At 60.9% G+C, this 18971-nt stretch carries 18 protein-coding genes; 6 read left to right on the forward strand and 12 right to left on the reverse strand.

Annotated elements, in window-relative coordinates:
• Window positions 1-16 precede the first annotated feature (16 nt).
• The gene (mtnK, locus tag RHN82_RS03705; protein WP_047052947.1) at window positions 17-1216 is read left to right on the forward strand and encodes an S-methyl-5-thioribose kinase; all 1200 of its coding nucleotides are present in this window, start codon (window positions 17-19) and stop codon (window positions 1214-1216) included.
• Between the two features lie 52 nt (window positions 1217-1268).
• Here mtnK and RHN82_RS03710 read toward each other — a convergent pair whose 3' ends face one another.
• The 4 genes from RHN82_RS03710 to RHN82_RS03725 all read right to left on the reverse strand — a co-directional run bounded on the left by RHN82_RS03710 (window position 1269) and on the right by RHN82_RS03725 (window position 6172).
• On the reverse strand, window positions 1269-2510 hold the full coding sequence (locus tag RHN82_RS03710; protein WP_047052945.1) for an LVIVD repeat-containing protein: 1242 nt from the start codon (window positions 2508-2510) through the stop codon (window positions 1269-1271).
• Window positions 2511-2593: 83 nt separating this feature from the next.
• Complete coding sequence (locus RHN82_RS03715; protein ID WP_047052943.1) at window positions 2594-3658, reverse strand: sugar ABC transporter substrate-binding protein; 1065 nt, start codon at window positions 3656-3658, stop codon at window positions 2594-2596.
• A gap of 19 nt (window positions 3659-3677) precedes the next feature.
• Window positions 3678-4673, reverse strand: coding sequence for an ABC transporter permease (locus tag RHN82_RS03720; RefSeq protein ID WP_047052941.1), 996 nt, complete (start codon window positions 4671-4673; stop codon window positions 3678-3680).
• Window positions 4670-6172, reverse strand: a complete 1503-nt coding sequence (locus tag RHN82_RS03725; protein ID WP_047052939.1) for a sugar ABC transporter ATP-binding protein — start codon at window positions 6170-6172, stop codon at window positions 4670-4672. Before RHN82_RS03725 ends, RHN82_RS03720 begins: the two co-directional genes overlap by 4 nt.
• A 159-nt stretch (window positions 6173-6331) precedes the next feature.
• Between RHN82_RS03725 and RHN82_RS03730 the strand changes: the two genes are divergently transcribed.
• The 4 genes from RHN82_RS03730 to RHN82_RS03745 all read left to right on the forward strand — a co-directional run bounded on the left by RHN82_RS03730 (window position 6332) and on the right by RHN82_RS03745 (window position 9086).
• The gene (locus tag RHN82_RS03730) at window positions 6332-7420 is read left to right on the forward strand and encodes an oxidoreductase (RefSeq protein ID WP_047052937.1); all 1089 of its coding nucleotides are present in this window, start codon (window positions 6332-6334) and stop codon (window positions 7418-7420) included.
• A gap of 57 nt (window positions 7421-7477) precedes the next feature.
• Window positions 7478-8221, forward strand: coding sequence for an SDR family NAD(P)-dependent oxidoreductase (locus RHN82_RS03735; RefSeq protein ID WP_047052936.1), 744 nt, complete (start codon window positions 7478-7480; stop codon window positions 8219-8221).
• A gap of 183 nt (window positions 8222-8404) precedes the next feature.
• Window positions 8405-8710, forward strand: a complete 306-nt coding sequence (locus RHN82_RS03740; protein WP_045142683.1) for a type II toxin-antitoxin system RelE/ParE family toxin — start codon at window positions 8405-8407, stop codon at window positions 8708-8710.
• Window positions 8682-9086, forward strand: coding sequence for a helix-turn-helix domain-containing protein (locus RHN82_RS03745; RefSeq protein ID WP_032670385.1), 405 nt, complete (start codon window positions 8682-8684; stop codon window positions 9084-9086). The genes RHN82_RS03740 and RHN82_RS03745 overlap by 29 nt, the downstream gene beginning before the upstream one ends.
• Here RHN82_RS03745 and RHN82_RS03750 read toward each other — a convergent pair.
• The 7 genes from RHN82_RS03750 to entC all read right to left on the reverse strand — a co-directional run bounded on the left by RHN82_RS03750 (window position 9083) and on the right by entC (window position 16468).
• Window positions 9083-9280: a YbdD/YjiX family protein gene (locus RHN82_RS03750; protein WP_006809671.1), complete on the reverse strand. Its 198-nt coding sequence runs from the start codon at window positions 9278-9280 to the stop codon at window positions 9083-9085. The two genes, RHN82_RS03745 and RHN82_RS03750, sit on opposite strands and share 4 nt — an antisense overlap.
• Window positions 9281-9384: 104 nt before the next feature.
• Complete coding sequence (cstA, locus tag RHN82_RS03755) at window positions 9385-11490, reverse strand: pyruvate/proton symporter CstA (protein WP_047052933.1); 2106 nt, start codon at window positions 11488-11490, stop codon at window positions 9385-9387.
• 149 nt (window positions 11491-11639) lie between these two features.
• Window positions 11640-12053, reverse strand: coding sequence for a proofreading thioesterase EntH (gene entH / locus RHN82_RS03760; protein ID WP_032647647.1), 414 nt, complete (start codon window positions 12051-12053; stop codon window positions 11640-11642).
• Window positions 12053-12808 carry a 2,3-dihydro-2,3-dihydroxybenzoate dehydrogenase EntA gene (gene entA / locus RHN82_RS03765; protein ID WP_047052931.1) on the reverse strand — a complete coding sequence of 252 codons (756 nt, stop codon included), beginning with the start codon at window positions 12806-12808 and terminating at the stop codon, window positions 12053-12055. Before entA ends, entH begins: the two co-directional genes overlap by 1 nt.
• Window positions 12808-13662: an isochorismatase gene (locus RHN82_RS03770; RefSeq protein ID WP_047052930.1), complete on the reverse strand. Its 855-nt coding sequence runs from the start codon at window positions 13660-13662 to the stop codon at window positions 12808-12810. Before RHN82_RS03770 ends, entA begins: the two co-directional genes overlap by 1 nt.
• 10 nt (window positions 13663-13672) lie before the next feature.
• Window positions 13673-15283, reverse strand: coding sequence for a (2,3-dihydroxybenzoyl)adenylate synthase EntE (gene entE, locus RHN82_RS03775; RefSeq protein WP_047052928.1), 1611 nt, complete (start codon window positions 15281-15283; stop codon window positions 13673-13675).
• Between the two features lie 9 nt (window positions 15284-15292).
• Window positions 15293-16468, reverse strand: a complete 1176-nt coding sequence (gene entC / locus RHN82_RS03780; protein WP_047052927.1) for an isochorismate synthase EntC — start codon at window positions 16466-16468, stop codon at window positions 15293-15295.
• 188 nt (window positions 16469-16656) lie between these two features.
• Here entC and fepB point away from each other — a divergent pair, with 188 nt between their 5' ends.
• Window positions 16657-17616, forward strand: coding sequence for a Fe2+-enterobactin ABC transporter substrate-binding protein (gene fepB / locus RHN82_RS03785; protein ID WP_047052925.1), 960 nt, complete (start codon window positions 16657-16659; stop codon window positions 17614-17616).
• Window positions 17617-17677: 61 nt separating this feature from the next.
• Here fepB and entS read toward each other — a convergent pair whose 3' ends face one another.
• Complete coding sequence (gene entS, locus RHN82_RS03790) at window positions 17678-18916, reverse strand: enterobactin transporter EntS (protein ID WP_047052923.1); 1239 nt, start codon at window positions 18914-18916, stop codon at window positions 17678-17680.
• Window positions 18917-18971 lie beyond the last annotated feature (55 nt).

Raw genomic sequence — 18971 nt, forward strand, 5'->3', positions numbered from 1 at the left:
AACTGAGGAGCAGGCCATGTCGCAATACCGTACCTTTACCGCTCAGGATGCCGTGGAGTATGCCAGGCAGTTTGGCGGACTTGACGATCCTTCATCGCTGGTAGAGGCGCAGGAAATCGGCGACGGCAACCTCAACCTGGTCTTTAAAATTTTCGACGGCGCGGGCGTGAGCCGCATCATCGTTAAGCAGGCGCTGCCCTACGTGCGCTGCGTCGGCGAGTCCTGGCCGCTGACGCTGGACCGCGCCCGTCTTGAAGCGCAAACCCTGGTCGAGCATTACCAGCACAGCCCGCAGCACACGGTGAAAATCCACCACTTTGATCCGGAACTGGCGGTGATGGTGATGGAAGATCTCTCCAGCCATCGCATCTGGCGCGGCGAGCTGATCAAAAATAATTATTACCCACAGGCAGCGCGTCAGCTGGGGGAATATCTGGCTCACACCCTGTTCCACACCAGCGATTTTTATCTGCATCCGCACGAGAAAAAAGCGCAGGTGGCGAAATTCATCAACCCGGAGATGTGCGAGATCACCGAAGATCTGTTCTTCAACGATCCGTACCAGATCCACGCGCGCAACAGCTACCCGGCCGATCTGGAAAACGACGTCGCCGCCCTGCGCGACGACGCCCAGCTTAAAATCGCCGTGGCCTCCCTCAAGCACCGCTTCTTCTCGCACGCCGAAGCCCTGCTGCACGGGGACATTCACAGCGGATCGATTTTTGTGGCCGACGGCAGCCTGAAGGCCATCGACGCTGAGTTCGGCTATTTCGGCCCAATCGGTTTTGACGTCGGCACCGCCATCGGCAACCTGCTGCTCAACTTCTGCGGCCTGCCGGGGCACCTCGGCATTCGCGATGCCGCCGCCGCGCGCGAGCAGCGCCTGACCGATATTCAGGAACTGTGGAACACCCTCGCGGAGCGCTTCCAGGCGCTGGCGAACGAGAAAGCCCGCGACGCCGCACTCAGCGCGCCGGGCTATGCCTCCGCGTTCCTGAAAAAGGTCTGGCATGACGCCATCGGATTCTGCGGCACCGAGCTGATTCGCCGCAGCGTCGGGCTTTCGCACGTGGCGGATATCGACACCATTCAGGATGAAGCGATGCGTCACGAATGCCTGCGCCATGCAATATCCCTTGGCAAGGCGCTGATTGTGATTGCCGACCGCATCGACAGCGCAGAAGAGCTGGTGGCAAGGGTGCGGCAGTACAGCTGATTTTCTCCCTCTCCCTGTGGGAGAGGGCCGGGGTGAGGGCATCAAACCGCACTCACCCCAGATACTCAATCACCGACAACCCGCCGTTATAATCCGTGCTGTAAATAATCCCCTGCGCATCCACAAACACGTCGCATGACTGGATCACCTGCGGGCGGTTGGGCCGCGTATCCATCATCTTCGCAGGCGCCGCGGGCACCAGCGCCCCCGTTTCCACCGGGCGATACGGATTAGATATGTCATACGCGCGCACGCCCGCGTTCTGGTACGTCGCGAAGATCAGCGTTGAGCTGATAAAGCTCCCCGGCCGGTTCTCGTGCAGGTTGTGCGGGCCGAAATGCGCCCCTTTCGCCACGTAGTCGGTTTCATCCGGCTGCGGGAAGGTAGAGATACTTACCGGGTTCGACGGCTCGCGGATATCAAACAGCCAGATCAGCTTCTCGCCGTCCTGCTGGTTATCCAGCACCGCCTCGTCCAGCACCACCAGCAGGTCGCGATCCGGCAGCGGCAGCGCAGTGTGCGTCCCACCGCCAAACGGCGGGCTCCAGTTACGGTGGCTAATGAGCTTAGGCCGGGTGCGATCCTTCACGTCCAGCAGCGTCAGGCCGCCGTCGCGCCAGCTGCCATACGCGGTGTCGCCGGCAATAATCGCATGGTGCAGGGCGTAGCGTTTCCCTTCCGGCCAGTCCGGCTGTTCGCTTTCGGCCTGGTTCATCCCGGGCAGCCACCAGCGCCCCGCCACTTCAGGCTTACGCGGGTCGGCCAGGTCGATAGTCAGAAAAATGTAGTCGGTAAAACCGTCGATCAGCGCGGAGACGTACGCCCAGCGGCCACCGACGTACCAGATGCGGTGAATGCCGATGCCGCTCAGCGACAGAAAGCCAATTTCGCGCGGCGCGTCCGGCGTGGAAATATCAAAGACGCGCAGCCCGGCGCTCCAGCCTTTATCCTGCACGTCGCTGACGGTCTCCCCCACCTGGCGGGTGTAGTAGACCTTCTCATCGGCAAAACGCGCATCGGCAAACAGATCCCGGGCGTTGATGACCAGCAGCAAATCGTCGTGCGCCTGGAGGTGTACGTTCCAGGTACCCGGCGGCGCAGGCACGTAACCTGCGGCTTTTGGATTTTTCGGATCGCGCACATCAACGATGGAAAAGCCCTGCGACACCATATGACCGATCCAGGCGAAACCACGGTGCACCATCAGCTGTACGCCGTCCGGACGACCACCCTGGTCGCTATGGCCAATCAGCCGCATATTGCGGCTGTATTCGGGTTGAGGTAATGCAGACATGTATAAGTCCTTTCGCCGGATGGCGGCTGCGCCTTATCCGGCCTACAACACCGTAGGCCCGGTAAGCGAAGCGCCACCGGGCATTATTTTGACCTGGCTTCCAGCGTCGCAAACCACGGCGCGATAAAATCTTCCGTCTGGCCCCAGCCCGGAATGATTTTCCCCAGCGACGCCACGTTCACCGCGCCCGGCTGGGCGGTCAGCAGCGCCTGCGGAATAGCCGCCGCCTTGAAATCGTAGGTGGCAGGCGTCGCTTCTCCGGCAATCTTATTGGCGATCAGGCGTACGTTGGTCGCGCCAATCAGCTTCGGATCTACCGCCACGCTCACCTTCCACGGGCTACCCGGCTCGCGCATCAGCTGCAAATCCTGGTTGGAGATGTCGATGCTGTAGAGCTTGATCTCGGTGCGGCCGTTCTCTTCCAGCGCCTTATACGCGCCCTGGCTGAAGGCATCCCAGGTCCCCCAGATGGCGTCGATTTTACCTTTCGGGTATTTCGCCAGGATCGCCCCCACCTTGTTGGCGGTGTCGCCCTGCACGTCAGAGGAGACCGCGCCGATGGACTCCAGCTCTTTAATCTCCGGATACTGTTTTTGCAGTTCTTTATACGCCGCCTGACGGCGCTCCATCGGCGGGAAGCCCGCCACCCACAGCTTGACGATATTGGCCTTGCCGTTGAAATCTTTCGCCAGTTGACCAAAAGAGAGGTTGGTCAGGGAGGCATCGTCCTGCTGGGTAACGGTTACGCCCGGGATCTCGCCGTTCACGGCGGTATCAAACACCGAAACTTTGATCCCGGCATCCACCGCCTTCTTCACCAGCGCGGTGGAGTACGGATCGCGCCCCTGAGAGAGAATAATCCCGTCGTATTTCTGGCTGATGGCCTGGTTAACGAAGTCCTGGAATCTGGCGTCGTCCCCGTTACTTAAAAACGTGCTGACCTTAAACCCGAGCTTTTTCCCTTCCTGAATCGCCCCGGCAACAAACTGCGTGGTGTTGTCGTCCGAGCCCAGGTTGCGGATCACCGCGATGCGAATGGGGCCGTCGTGGCTGGCAATGGCGGCCGGAACCGGCGCGGGGGTAGCCGCCAGGCCCGGCAGAGCAGTGAGTAACCCAAGAGCCACCAAAGAGAGTGCAATCTTTTTCATTTATTATCCCGTTGTGTTGTCAGCGTTTTTGTATGTAAGTAATCGCCAGCGCCACCGCGAGCACCAGCCCTTTTATAATGTCCATGGCGTAATACGGCACGGAGAGCATCACCAGCCCGTTGGAGAGCACGCCGAGGATCACCGCCCCCACCAGCGTGCCCAGCGCGTTCGGCTTGCCGGACCCGGCCAGCGAGAAGCCGATCCACGCCGCCGCCACCGCATCCATCAGGTAGCCGCCGCCCGCATTCACCTGCGACGACCCAATGCGCGAGGCCAGCAGAATGCCGCCCAGCCCCGCCAGCAGCGAGGCAATCACGTAGGCCGCCACCTTGTAGCGCGTGGTGCGTATCCCGGAGAGGCGCGCGGCTTCCGGGTTGCCGCCAATGGCGTACATGCGTCGTCCATGGGTGGTCAGCGACAGCCCAAGCTGCGCCAGAAGGGTCACCGCCAGCATAATGATGACGATGGTCGGCACCTGCCCCAGCAGGCTGAACGCCGCCGGAATGGTGCCTTCCGCCATGTCGCCGCTCGGAAGCACCATGTTCTCGGTAATCGACCCGCCGTAGCTGTAGGTCATCGCCACGCCCTGGATGACAAACAGGGTGGCGAGCGTCGCGAGCATGTCCGGAATGCGCAGGATGACGATCAGAAAGGCGTTAAACAGGCCGACCAGCGTGCAGAGCGCGAGGGTGATCAGAATCGACTCGGTGGTGCCGAAGCCGTGCCAGACGAAAAGCGAAATCACCAGCGCGTTTGCCAGCGACGCGGTGGATCCCACTGAGAGATCGAACCCGCCGACGGTCAGGGAGATCGAGACGCCGATGGCAATCACCGTCACGATGGCGATCGCGCGCAGAATGTTGATGATGTTGTTGGGATCGAGGAAGCTGTCCGACGCCAGGCCAAACACCGCCACCAGCGCGACAACGGTCAGCAGCATGCCCCACTTATAAAGAAAATCGAATAGTTGCTGGCGGCCAGATGCCGCCGCCGTCACTGAAAGGGCCTTGCTCACGACGCCGTTCCTCCGGTTGAATAATAAAGTAGTGTCTCTTCCCGGGCCTCGGCTCCGGCGATTTCCGCCACGATGCGTCCGTCCCACAGCACGCAGATGCGGTCGCACAGCCCGACCAGCTCGGCGAACTCGCCCGAGGCGTAAATCACCCCTTTGCCCTCGCGCGCCAGGCCGTCGATCAGCTGAAACAGATCGGTTTTGGCCTTCACGTCCACGCCTTTGGTCGGCTCGTCAAAGATCAGCACGCTGGCGTCATTGCGCAGCCATTTCCCGATGGCGACCTTCTGCTGGTTACCGCCGGAAAGCCGACGCAGCACCTGCCCCGGCCCGCGCGTGCGCACGCCGACGCGGGCAATCACCTCTTCTGCCCAGCGCCACGCCTGACGATGACCAAACAGGCTCCAGCGCGAGAAGCTGTTATCGGCGCACACGGCAAGGTTCATGCTCACCGGCTCGTCGATAAAAATGCCCTCTTTGCGCCGCTCCTCCGGCACCAGCGCCAGACCGCGCAGCACTGAGTCTGCCGGGTCGCGCGGTTTCCAGGGCTGATGGTTCAGCTCGCCGTTCGCGACGCGGCTTTTGCTGGCGCCAAACAGCGCCTTGCAGAGTTCCGTTTTCCCCGCTCCCGCCAGCCCGGCAATGCCGAGGATTTCGCCTTTGCGCAGGTGCAGGGAGATATCTTTCAGCAGCGCGTCGTCGTGCAGCCCTTCCACCCGCAGCAGCGTCTCCTCACCGTGCGGCGGACGCGGGGGCGGATAGATATCGCTCAGCTCGTGGCCGAGCATCTTCTCAACAATCGCTTCGCCGCTCAGATCCGCCATCGGGCCGGACTCAATCAGCCTGCCGTCGCGCAGCACCGTCAGGGTGTCGCAGATGGCCTTCAGCTCGTGAATGCGGTGAGAGATAAACACCACGCCGATACCCTGCTGTTGCAGACGTCTTACTACCGCAAACAGACGCTCACTCTCGTGCGCGTCCAGCGGCGCGGTGGGCTCATCAAGGATGAGAAAACGGCAGTGGTGCGAGAGCGCCCGCGCCAGCAAAATCTGCTGTTTTTCAGCCAGCGTGCAACTGTCGATGGAGCGGCGTACGTCGAGCGAAACATCCAGCTGCGCCAGCGCCTGCCGCGCCTGCTGGCGGATGTCGCGCCAGCTGTAGCGATGCCCCGGATGCGCCAGCTGGTCGAGCATGATGTTTTCGGCAATGCTTAACCCGGGAATGAGCGCAACATCCACCTCCTGCTGCACAAGGTGGATACCCAGCCGTTTGGCGTCCAGCGGCTCGCGGATACTTACCGGCTGGTTGTTAATGCAAATTTCGCCTTCATAACGATCGTGCGTCCCGCACAGCACCGCCATCAGCGTCGATTTCCCCGCGCCGTTGGCGCCGGTCAGCGCATGCACCGACCCGCCGTTCAGGGTGAAATCCACGCGTGACAGGGCCTGAAAGCCGGAAAAGGCCAGGCTGATACCGCGCATCTCAAGGCGACTGGAAACCATCCGCGTAAATCCTTCATTACTCTTCTGATTTAGCGAATTTTTCACAGCTCCTGTTGACTGACAACGACGGAAAAGGCATAAGATAAAGCGAAATATTATTAGCCATCCGGATGTCCAGACATAACATCGGGTTAGCGCTTGCTAAAAAAGGACAACTTCATGAGCAACACCGATATCCGCGTCGTGCCCGGCCCGGCGAACTACTTCTCTCATCCGGGAAGCCTTTCGCACCTGGATGATTTCTTTACTCCGGAACAGCTTTCCCGCGCGGTGTGGATCTACGGCGAGCGGGCAATCGAGGGCGCACGCCCTTATCTGCCGCAGAGTTTTAACGCGACGGGGGCAAAACATCTGCTGTTTAAGGGCCATTGCAGCGAGCGTGACGTCACTCATCTGGTGAACGAGTCGGGTAGTGAAACCAGCGTGGTGATTGGCGTGGGCGGCGGCGCGGTGATGGATACGGTCAAGGCCGTGGCGCGTCGTCTGGGCGTGCCGTTCGTGGGCATTCCCACTATCGCCGCCACCTGCGCGGCGTGGACACCCCTCTCCGTGTGGTACAACGATGCCGGGCAGGCGCTACAGTTTGAGATTTTTGACGACGCCAACTTTCTGGTACTGGTGGAGCCGCAGATCATCCTTAACGCCCCGGCGGAATATCTGCTGGCGGGCATCGGCGATACGCTGGCGAAGTGGTACGAAGCGGTGGTGCTCGCCCCTCAACCTGAGAGTCTGCCGCTGACCGTGCGTCTTGGCCTGAACGGTGCGCTGGCGATCCGCGACGTGCTGCTGGAACGCAGCGAAGAGGCGCTTGCGGATCAGCAGCGCGGCGAACAGACGCAGGCGTTTCGGGACGTGGTGGACGCGATTATTGCCGGAGGCGGAATGGTCGGCGGTCTGGGTGAGCGCTACACCCGCGTGGCGGCGGCGCACGCGGTGCACAACGGCTTAACCGTGCTGCCACAGACGGAAAAATACCTGCACGGCACCAAGGTGGCCTACGGCATTCTGGTGCAGAGCGCGCTGCTCGGTCAGGACGACGTGCTGGCGCAGCTGGTGGCGGCGTACCAGCGCTTCAATCTGCCGACCACGCTTCGCGAGCTGGACGTCGACATTCACAACCGCGACGAGCTGGATAAGGTCATTGCCCACACCCTGCGCCCGGTGGAGTCGATTCATCTTCTGCCAGTTACGTTAACGCCTGAGGTTCTGCGCGCCGCGTTTGAGAAGGTGGAATCCTTCAGCCGTTAATCGCGCCGACGGACTATACCTAATGATGATTCTCTCCACTCTCGTAACGAGGTCATCATGCAGATCGATTTAACAGGTAAAAAGGCGCTGGTTACCGGCGCCAGTCGTAGGCTGGGTCGGGCGATTGCGCTGTCGCTGGCGCGCGCCGGTGCCGATGTGGTTATCACCTACGAAAAATCCGTCGATAAAGCTCAGCAGGTTGTCGATGAGATCAACGCGCTGGGGCGACACGGCGAGGCGATTCAGGCCGACAGCGCCAGCGCGCAGGCGATTCAGGATGCGGTCACGCAGGCGGCGCGCTCCCTCGGCGGGCTGGATATTCTGGTCAATAACGCTGGGATCGCGCGCGGCGGTCCGCTGGAGTCCATGACCCTGGCGGACATCGACGCTCTGATCAACGTCAACATCCGCGGCGTGGTGATCGCCATTCAGGAAGCGCTGGTGCATATGTCTGACGGCGGACGCATCATCAACATCGGTAGCTGTCTGGCGAACCGCGTGGCACAGCCGGGGATCGCCGTCTACTCGATGACCAAGTCTGCCCTTAACTCCCTTACCCGCGGGCTGGCCCGCGATTTAGGCCCGCGCGGCATTACCGTCAACCTGGTCCACCCCGGCCCGACCAACAGCGATATGAACCCGGAGGACGGCGAGCAGGCTGACTCTCAGCGTCAGCTTATTGCCCTGGGCCATTACGGCCAGCCGGAGGATATCGCAGCGGCGGTCACCTTCCTCGCCAGCCCGGCTGCGGGTCAAATTTCCGGCACCGGTCTGGATGTCGACGGCGGTCTGAACGCCTGATCGCAAATTTACTGTATGCCTCTGTCGCCCGGCAGAGGCCTGTTCGAGCCGCCTCGACGATTCGCGGTTTGCCGCTTTCTCGCGGTTTTTCTCCGCTCTACAGTAGCCCATAAGAAATTCGGAATTTATCTAATAGTCTTATTATTTCCTTATATTTTGTGTGGGCGTACAGTGGAGGTACGGATGAAGATTGTCTGGTCCAATGGTGCAAAAAAGGCATTTTCCAGAATTGACGAGCGGTATCAGCGTCGCATTGAGGTAAAGCTTACTGAGCTGGATGACCGCTCGGCTCCCCGGCCCGATATCAAAAAAATATCGGCGACCGAAGATCATTTCCGGCTTCGCGTAGGCGATTACCGCATCGTCTATACGCTTCGGGACAATCCTGATAACCATTGTTATGTTTTGGCCGTCAAGCGCAGAACTTCAACGACTTACCTGCATGAGGAGAGTGCCACCTATGGCTGTTCAGCTAATCAAGGACGATAACGGGAAAACGCAGTACGCCGTTATTCCCTATCACGAATATTTTCGTATGCTCTTACAGATGTCAGAAATTGACGACGAAACCGACGACGATCTGGAGGATATTGAAGTCGAACACGATAGTCTGGATGACGTCGAATTGCCCGGAGAAGTATGCAGCATCATGACCTGGCAAAACGTCAGCCTACAGGCCGCCTGGCGCATTTTACGCGGCATGTCCCAGCAGGAGGTGGCGGAGAAGCTTGGCATCAGCCAGTCCGCCGTGTCACAGCTGGAAGCGCTGGACTCCCGACCGCAAAAGCGCACCCGCGAAAAGCTGGCGGCAATTTACGGCTGTAAACAGGAGCAGATCAGCCTCTATTTACCAAAAGAGGGTTAACAGCACTTCGCCCCGCCCTTGCCACCGTAGCGGGCATCCTGGCGGTCGCGGAAAAATTCTTCGTAGGTCATGGGCGTCTGATCCGGGTGGTTGACGCGCATATGCTCGACGTAGTTGTCGTAATCCGGCACGCCAATCATCATTTTAGCGGCCTGGCCCAGGTATTTACCTGCTTTGGAAAGGGTGTCGAACATAATCAGTTTCTCGTTTGTTTCCCTCACCCCGGCCCTCTCCCACAGGGAGAGGGAGGATAAGAAATGTAGGCCGGGTAAGGCGAAGCCGCCACCCGGCACACGGGTTAATGCGCTCCTTTCGCCTGGGTGACAATCTTGTCCAGGTTCTCAGGCATTGGCTCATACGGCGTCTCTTTCGCCGTCGGGGTGTCGACTTTCAACGCCGCCAGCGCGGTTTTCAGAGAATACAACGCCAGCACCACAACCACCACCATAAAGAAGATGGTCAGCCCGGCGTCCAGACGGTTGTTAAACACCAGCTGCGACAGCTGAGATTCGGTGTATTGTGCCGGGATCTTGCCGCTGTCGATCATCGCCTGGAACTTGTTGGCGATCGCCAGGAAGCCCACCTTGTTGTCCGGGCTGAAGGCTTTCTGCCAGCCCGCGGTCAGGGTACAGATCAGCAGCCACGCCGTTGGCACCAGCGCCACCCATGCGTAACGCTGGCGCTTCATCTTGAACAGGACTACGGCACAGAGCATCAGCGCCATGCCCGCCAGCATCTGGTTGGCGATACCGAACAGCGGCCACAGGGTGTTAATCCCGCCCAACGGATCGACCACGCCCTGATGCAGGAAGTAGCCCCACGCCAGCACGCACAGCGCCGTCGCCAGCAGGTTAGCCGGGAGTGAATCGGTACGTTTCAGATTCGGGGAGATCACCCCCAGCAGATCCTGCAACATAAAGCGCGCCGCACGCGTACCGGCATCCACCGCCGTCAGAATAAACAGCGCCTCGAACAGAATGGCGAAGTGATACCAGAACGAGACATCCATCAGCCCGCCCAGCGCGCCGTGCAGGATGTAGGCCATGCCCACCGCCAGCGTTGGCGCTCCGCCCGCACGGGAGATAATCGACTGCTCGCCTACTTCATTAGCGATATGCGTCAACGTTTCCGGGGTGATCGCAAAGCCCCAGCCGCTGACCACCTGCGCGGCAGAGGCCACCACGTCAACGGTGCCCGCCGGGGCCAGTACCGCCATCGGGCTGTTCATCGCAAAGTAAACGCCCGGGTCAATAATACAGGCCGAAACCAGCGCCATAATCGCCACGAAGGATTCCATCAGCATGCCGCCATAGCCGATCAGGCAGGCCTGATTTTCATTCGCCAGCATCTTCGGCGTGGTCCCGGAGGCGATTAGCGCGTGGAAGCCCGACACCGCCCCACAGGCGATGGTGATAAACAGGAACGGGAACAGGTTGCCGGTCCAGACCGGGCCGGTGCCGTCAATAAATTTGGTCAGCGCAGGCATGGTCAGGGTCGGGCGCATAATCAGAATGCCGATCGCCAGCCCGACGATGGTGCCGATTTTCAGGAAGGTAGAGAGGTAGTCACGCGGAGCCAGCAGCAGCCATACCGGCAGCACCGCCGCCACGAAACCGTAGCCCACCAGCATCCAGGTCAGCTGCACGCCGGTAAAGTCGAAGAACGGCGCCCAGGTCGGGCTTTCCGCCACCCAACCGCCGGAGATAATCGCAAACACCAGGAACACCAGGCCAATAACTGAAACTTCACCAATACGTCCCGGACGCAGGTAGCGAATGTAGATCCCCATAAACAGCGCCAGCGGAATGGTAAAGGCGACGGTGTAGGTTCCCCACGGGCTGTGGGTCAAGGCTTTCACCACGATCATCGCCAGCACCGCGAGGATGATCACCATGATCATAAAGGTCGCCACCAGCGCAATCACCCCGGCGGTTGCGCCCATCTCCTCTTTCACCAGCTCACCCAGCGAACGACCGTCGCGACGGGTGGAGACGAACAGCACCATGAAGTCCTGCACCGCGCCCGCCAGCACCACCCCCGCGAGGATCCAGATCATCCCCGGCAGGTAGCCCATCTGCGCGGCCAGTACCGGCCCCACCAGCGGGCCTGCCCCGGCAATCGCCGCGAAATGGTGACCGAACAGCACTTTTTTGTCGGTCGGCACGTAGTCCAGACCGTCATTGTGACGCACGGCAGGCGTCATGCGCGTGCCGTCTACGCCCAGCACCGTCTTCGCGATATAGCGGCCATAAAAACGGTATGCGATCAGATAAATGCAGACGGAGGCGACGACGATCCACAGCGCGTTGATCTGCTCCCCCCGGTTGAGGGCGATATAGCCCAGGGCAAAGGCTCCCACCACGGAGAGCACCGCCCACGTAAGGTATTTCCCTGAGTTGTTCATAGTTGTTGTCCGTTGTTGTGAAACAGTGAGATGTTACATTTTGTTTCTAGAACAACGGATAAAATTTAACAACTTTGAAACGCAATAATGCGTGGTCAAACCAGAGATTTACACCACAGTGTTAAGCCGATCACTTTCAGTTGAATGACTTACCCCAACACCATCGTACTCAACCGACAGGTACAGCACCGCCGCCCCTGCTCGTCGAACACCACGATCTCCCAGCTCTGGCTGGAACGGCCCAGATGCAGCGGCTGACACACGCCGCGTACCTTACCGTGAGAGACCGCGCGGTGATGCGTGGCATTCAGTTCCGTGCCCACCACGTTCTGCCCGTCACGGGTCATCAGAAAACCGGCCATTGAGCCCAGCGTTTCCGCCAGCGCCGCTGAGGCGCCGCCATGCAGCAGGCCAAACGGCTGGTGCGTGCGGGCATCCACCGGCATCTCCGCTTCAAGCGTATCGTCCCCGAGGCGGGTATAGACGATGCCAAGGTGCTCCACCATTGTGTTCTGGCTGGTGGCGTTCAGCTCCTCGAGCGTTAAATGACGTTTCCAGATCATTACGCCCCCAGCGTGGAGCCGCCGTCCACCACAATATCCTGCAAGGTGATATGGCTGGCGGCATCGGATGCCAGGAACAGCACGGTCGCAGCAATCTCCTGCGGACGGGCAATTTTACCGAGCGGAATGCCGAGCTTGAACTGCTCGCCAAAGCCGCGAATGCGCCGCTGTTCCGCATCATCGCTGGTCCACAGGGTGCGCTGCATGTCGGTATCCGTTGAACCCGGCGACACCAGATTACAGCGCACGCCGCTGCCCGCCAGCTCCAGCCCGACGGTCAGCGCCAGGCTTTTCAGCGCCGCTTTCGACGCGCCGTAGGCGCTCATGCCGATGCGCGGCGTGTGCGCCGCGTCAGAGGCCACCGTCACAATCGCCCCACCCTGCTGACGACGGAACTGGCCCATCGTCTGCTGGAACAGGTTGAACGCACCGCCGACGTTGACCGCGAAGGTCTGCTGCCAGTCCTCCAGCGAGAGCTCGTCCGTCGCGCCCATGCGCAGAATGCCCGCCGCGTTAACCAGCACGTCGAGGCGCTCAAGGGTGCCGAGTAAACGCCCGCAGACGTCGCCCACCTGCGCCGCGTCCGCCACGTCCAGCGTTTCGGTGGCAAACGGATAATCGTCCTGCGGAAAGGCCAGATCGAACCCGGTCACCCGCGCGCCCGCCTCTACAAAGGCCAGCGCGGCCGCATAGCCAATACCTTTACCCGCGCCCGTTACCCAAACCGTTTTACCGGTAAAATCGAACCCGGCCATCACTTCACCTCACGGGAGAGCAGCGCCCACCAGGCGTCGAGGGTCGGATTTTTCGCCAGCATCACGAAGTCGATGTCGCCGTGCACCTTCCGCCAGCGGGCGGCCAGCGCCATCATGCGCACTGAATCCAGACCGTAGTCGATCAGGTTTTCGTCATCCATCGGCTCGTCGGACTCGTCCAGCAGCGGCAGGATCAGCTCGCGCAGCGCGGCTTTCGTTGTCGGAACGGACGGCAGCAGCTCGTCGGTCATCACCACGCGGCCCGAACGTCCGGCCACGTATTTCAGCGACATCAGGTGCTCGTCGCGGGTGAAGTCCGCCAGCGCATCGGCGATAAAGAACGGCTTGATGTCGCGCATAAAGGCGTCGGTGGCGGTGGTCATGCAGCCGATGTGGGCATACACGCCGGTAATCAGCAGCTGGTTGCGGCCGGTCTCTTTCAGCATCTGCTCCAGCGGCGAGCGGTGAAATGCGCTGTAGCGCCACTTCACCAGCACGGTGTCCGCTTCGTCCGGCGTCAGTTCAGCCACGATGCGCTGCTGCTCCGGCGAGCGGGTCAGCCCCGGCCCCCACATGTCGTTCAGCAGGGCACGGTCTTCATCGCTCTGCTCTTTCGGCTGCGCGGTGTAGTACACCGGGATATTGTGTTCTTTGCAGTACGCGCGCAGTTTAGCGATGTTCGCCACCACCTGCTGCATCATGTCGCTATTTTCGCCCCAGAAGTTCAGGAAATACTCCTGCATATCGTGGATCAGCAGCGCGGCGCGCTCCGGTTCAAACGCCCAGTTCACCTTGTTGGTCGGCAGCTCTGCGGCGGTTGGCAGCGCGTAAGCGGTTAATTTTGGAATGGCCATTCTCTGTTCCTCAGCCCCGGGCGCGTTCAGCAAGCCACAGGCGCAACTGTTTCTTATCAACTTTGCCGACCGGCGTGAGCGGAAGCGCATCCACGCTTTCCACGCGGTCCGGCAGCTTAAATTCGGCAACGCCCTGCTCGCGCAGGAAGCGGCGTACCTCAACCGCGCGCAGGGGTTGTTTCACCACCAGATACGCACAGCTTTTTTCGCCCAGCAGGCTGTCCTCCATGCTCACCAGCGCGGCGTGGATCACCGCTTCGTGGCGCAGCAGCAGGTTTTCAATCTCTTCGGCGGCAATCTTTTCGCCACCGCGGTTAATCTGATCTTTCTCGCGCCCCTGCACGGTAATGTAGCCCTGCTCGTCGATGGCGATCAGATCGCCGGAGCAGTAAAAACCGTTGGCATCAAAGGCGCTGGCGTTGTGCTCCGGGCTGTTGAAGTAGCCGCGGAAGGTGTAAGGGCCGCGCGTCATCAAACGTCCGACTTCTCCGCGCGGGAGCGGGTTACCGTCCTCGTCCGCCACCCACACCTCGTCATCAGGGCACATTGGGCGGCCCTGAGTGTTGATGATGCGTTCCGGGGCATCGTCGAGGGCGGTGTAGTTCACCAGCCCTTCCGCCATGCCAAACACCTGCTGAAGCTGACAGCCAATTTCCGCCGGAATACGCGCCGCAAGCGTGGCGGAGAGGCGTGCGCCGCCCACCTGGAGCAGCTCCAGGGATTTCAGCTGGGCGTTCCCCGCGCCGTCGGCAATCGCCTGCAACCACAGGCTGACCGCGGGCGGCACCAGCGAGGTGACGTTTATCTGATGCTGCTCAATCAGCGGGAAGCAGAGCGTGGCGCTCGGATCGTTCGCCAGCACCACGCAGCCGCCCGCCGTGAAAACGCCTAACGATCCCGGCGAGCTCATGGCGTAGTTATGCGCCGCGGGAAGCGCGTTCAGATAGCGGGTGCGCGCAGTGATACCGCAGATTTCGTTGCTGCGACGGATGCTGTAGTCGTAATCGTTATGCGTACGCGGGATCAGCTTCGGCGTGCCGGTGCTGCCGCCGGAGAGCTGGAAGAACGCCACTTCGTCGGCGGGCGTCGGGTTTGGGATGAAATTGTCCGCCGGGCGCGCAATCGCCGCCTCCAGCGCGTGTTCGCCCTTATCGCCGCGTAGCAGCACAACGCGTACCGAGCGATGCGCATCCACAAAGGTATTGAGAAAATCATCACCCGCGAACAGCGCGTGGTCGCGATCGGCAATCAGCACGGCGGGTTTGATCTGCTCCGCGTAGGCGTTGAGTTCGCTGCGCTGATGGCTAAAGAGCGCGTTGACCGGCGCGACGCCGATTTGCAGCAGCGCGAAGAAGGTGATGTAGAACTCGGCCACGTTGCCGAGCTGCACCAGCGCGGTCTCGCCGCGATGCAGCCCCTGCGCCTGAAGGGCAGACGCCAGATTCGTCACCGCCTGATTAAACGCGCGGTAGGTGATGCGGCGATCGCCGTCAATTATCGCGACCGCATCGCTGTCCACATGGTCCGTCAGGATGTGGGTCAGCGGCCGATCCTGCCAGTAGCCTTTTTCACGGTAGCGGCGGGCAAACTCCTCAGGCCAGCGGGTAAAAGGGATGGTCATGAGTATTCCTTAGTGCAAACCAAACACGTTGAGCATGGTGGAGAGCTTCACGCCCGTCTCGCGCCACTCACCCACCGGGGAGGAAGCAGGCACAATGCCCGCGCCGGCAAACAGGCGAACGGTATTTTGATGCAGCCGCGCGCAGCGAATAGTTACCACCCACTCGCCGTTGCCTTCGCTGTCGCACCAGCCAACGATGCCGCCGAACAGCTCACGGTCGAACGGCTCCAGCTCGGCAATTAGCTCTTTTGCCGCCTGATGCGGGAAGCCGCTCAGCGCTGGCGTCGGGTGCAGCAGGCAGGCCAGCGTCAGGGCGTTTTCGTTTTCACGCGCGTCACCTTCTACCGGCGTCGCCAGATGCCACAGCGTTGGGGTGGTAATGAGCTGCGGGGAAGCCGGCATGCTCAGATGATGGCTGCGCGGTTCCAGAATGGTTTTCATCGCCTGGGTTACCAGGTCGTGCTCGTGACGGTCTTTTTCGGAGGCCAGCAGCTTAGTGCCCGCTTCGCGATCCAGCACATCGTCCGGCTGACGGCGCGCAGAGCCCGCCAGCGGCAGCGAGCTAAAGTGCGTGCCCTCTTTACGCAGCAGCAGTTCCGGGCTGGCGCCCAGCAGCACGCCGCCGTCTTCCAGCGGTACGTGGAAATTAAAGCTCGCCGGGTTCTGGGCGATAAGACGCTCCATCAGCGCGCTGCTATCGATCTGTTTGTCGGTGGCGATATCAATCAGGCGCGACAGCACCACCTTATTCACCTGCGGCGTGGCGGTGAGCGACGCGGCGCGAGCGACCATCTCCTCAAAAACCGGCTGCGGCGGGATCTCGGTGCGTTGTTGCACGTTCAGCGTCTGCGCGCCGGAGGCGTAGCGTGCGGACTGCTGACGCGCCGGGCGGGAGAAGGTTTGCCAGCGTTGCGGAATAAACAGCGATGACGGTTTGCGGGTATCGAAGGGGATCGCCCCTACCATCACCGGATGAGCAATGCCGCTGTTTTTCGCATTCCGGAAAGCCTGAGCTAATTTCTGCTGAAAAGGACCCGCCGGATCGTCACCGCCGACGGCGGGTTCAGAAAAACGGGCAAAACAGCCGGACGTGGTAAAACTGCGGTAAGGCGACATAAAGAAAAAGCTGTCTGCTTGCAGCGTGGTCGCGGTGTGCTGAACTTCCTCAGCCAGGGACGTGTCCATATCATCCTCCTTAAAATGATAAAAGAAGCAATAATGATTATCATTTATATTTTCGTCGGCTAACCTAATCCCACATCGCCCCGCTGTCAACCGTCGGGCAAATAACTTGTGCGACAAACGCTTGCATCCCTTTTCCACAGCCCTGAAAATGAGAAGCATTATCTTCAATAAAATCAGGATGCCGCTCTGTGAAAATCGCTGCCCTTTGCCGCAATGCCCTTCTTTTAACAGGACTTTTTGTTTTAGGACTAACCTCAGCCATCGCCGCCGACTGGCCGCGCCAGGTCACCGACAGCCGCGGCGTTCACACGCTTGAGCGCAAACCGACGCACATTGTCTCCACCAGCGTGACCCTAACCGGCTCGCTGCTGGCGATTGACGCCCCGGTCATTGCCAGCGGTGCGACCACGCCGAACAACCGCGTGGCGGATGCGCAGGGCTTTTTACGTCAGTGGGGCGATATCGCGAAGCAGTGTAAGGTTGCCCGGCTGTACATCGGCGAGCCGAGCGCCGAAGCGGTCGCGGCCCAGATGCCGGACCTGATTTTGATCAGCGCCACCGGCGGGGATTCCGCGCTGGCGCTCTACGATCAGCTTTCCGCCATCGCCCCGACGCTTATCATTAACTACGACGACAAAAGCTGGCAGGAACTGCTGACCCAGCTGGGGACGATCACCGGGCAGGAAACACAGGCCGCAGAGCGCATCGCTGCCTTCGATAAACAGCTCGCCCAGGTGAAGCAGCAAATGAAGCTGCCGCCGCAGCCGGTGAACGCCATCGTCTACACCGCCGCGGCGCACACGGCGAACCTGTGGACGACAGACTCGGCGCAGGGCAAGCTGCTGCACCAGTTGGGCTTTACGCTGGCCGACCTTCCCGCCGGGCTGCACACCTCGAAAAGCCAGGGCAAGCGTCACGACATTATTCAGCTGGGCGGGGAAAACCTGGCGACGGGGCTGAACGGCGAAGGACTGTTCGTGTTTGCCGGCGACCAGAAAGACGTGGATGCGATTTACGCCAACCCGCTGCTGGCGCATCTGCCGTCGGTCAAGAACAAGCGCGTCTGGGCGCTGGGAACAGAGACGTTCCGCCTGGATTATTACAGCGCGATGTTGGTGTTGCAGCGTTTAGATTCAATTTTTAAATAAGTGGCACATTCCCTGTAGGCCCGGTAAGCGCAGCGCCACCGGGCGTTTTGTCGGGTGGCGGCTACGCCTTACCCGACCTACAGGGGCTGAACCGCCGCAATTCCACCAGCGCCACCAGTAAGATCGCGCCAACTACGGCTAACACAAACCCGCTGCTGCTCGCCGAGGCCACCGGGGTCATTATCGCCCCCAGCCCGCCGAGGATCGCTGCGCCAATCGCATCGCCCGTAACGTTCTGCGCCGTCCACAGGCCATTAATGCGCCCGAGCATCCCTTCCGGCGTCTGGGTCTGGATCAGGGTGTACTGTAAAAGCGAGCTGACCGCGCTCAGCCAGCCAAAAATCACCAGACACATCACCCCCAGCGCCCACACCTGCATCAGGCTAAAGAAACCAATCGCGATAAACGAGGCCAGCGTCGCCACCAGCATGATCAACCCCGGTCTCGCACTCTGCGCCAGGTTGCCGCTGGTCAGCGCCCCGCACGCGGCGCCGAGCGGAATGGCGGCGTACAGCACGCCAATCTCTGAGGCGCTCATCTGCCACTCGCCCGCCAGCGCCGGGTACAGCACGCGCACGGCGCTCGCCATCGTCAGCAGGCCGCCGAGCAGCGCAATGCCGCCAATCATCGGGTTGCTGAACAGGAAACGAATCGCGGCCATCAGGGACTTCAGCGGATGCTCGCGCGGCTGCGGCGGGGGTGGCAGGAGCGGCAGACGCAGCAGCGTCAGGGTGGTGATAAAGGTGCCCGCCGCGGCAAGGCCGTAGTTCCACGCCACGTTGCCGGTCGCCAGCAGCAGGCCGCCGACCATCGGCGAAATCACCGAGCCGAGGCGCACGGTGAGCATGGTGATCGCCCCCGCCTGCATCAGGTTCTCGCGCCCGACCAGCGCGGGGGTCGCCGCCAGCAGCGCCGTCACGCCTAACGAGGCAAAAAAACCGTCCCACAGGCCCAGGGCATAAATCGCCATCAGCGACGGCTCCGGCAGCATGGCGTTCAGACACAGCCCGACAAAGCCCACCCCGCAGGTGCCGCGCGCCAGCAGGATAAGCTTTTTACGCTCGTAGCGATCCGCCAGCACGCCGCCCACCATCAGACCGATAAACATCGCCCCGCCGGTTAAGGTGACGGATAACCCCACCAGCCAGCTGGAGTGGGTCATGGACTGGATCTGGACGGGCACGGCAACTCCAAGCAGGCCGAGGGACAAAATAGAGATAAAGCGGGCGATAAAGACGGCGCGAAACGCCGGGTGCGTCTTAAGCAGGCTGAGGTTAAGCAGCCAGGATTTTTGATTCATGACAAGGCCTTGAGTCTATTTCTACCAATTCCATGGGCGCACATGCTAACATAGC

Source organism: Enterobacter cloacae complex sp. EB5 (assembly GCF_031432835.1).
GTDB lineage: Bacteria > Pseudomonadota > Gammaproteobacteria > Enterobacterales > Enterobacteriaceae > Enterobacter > Enterobacter hormaechei_C.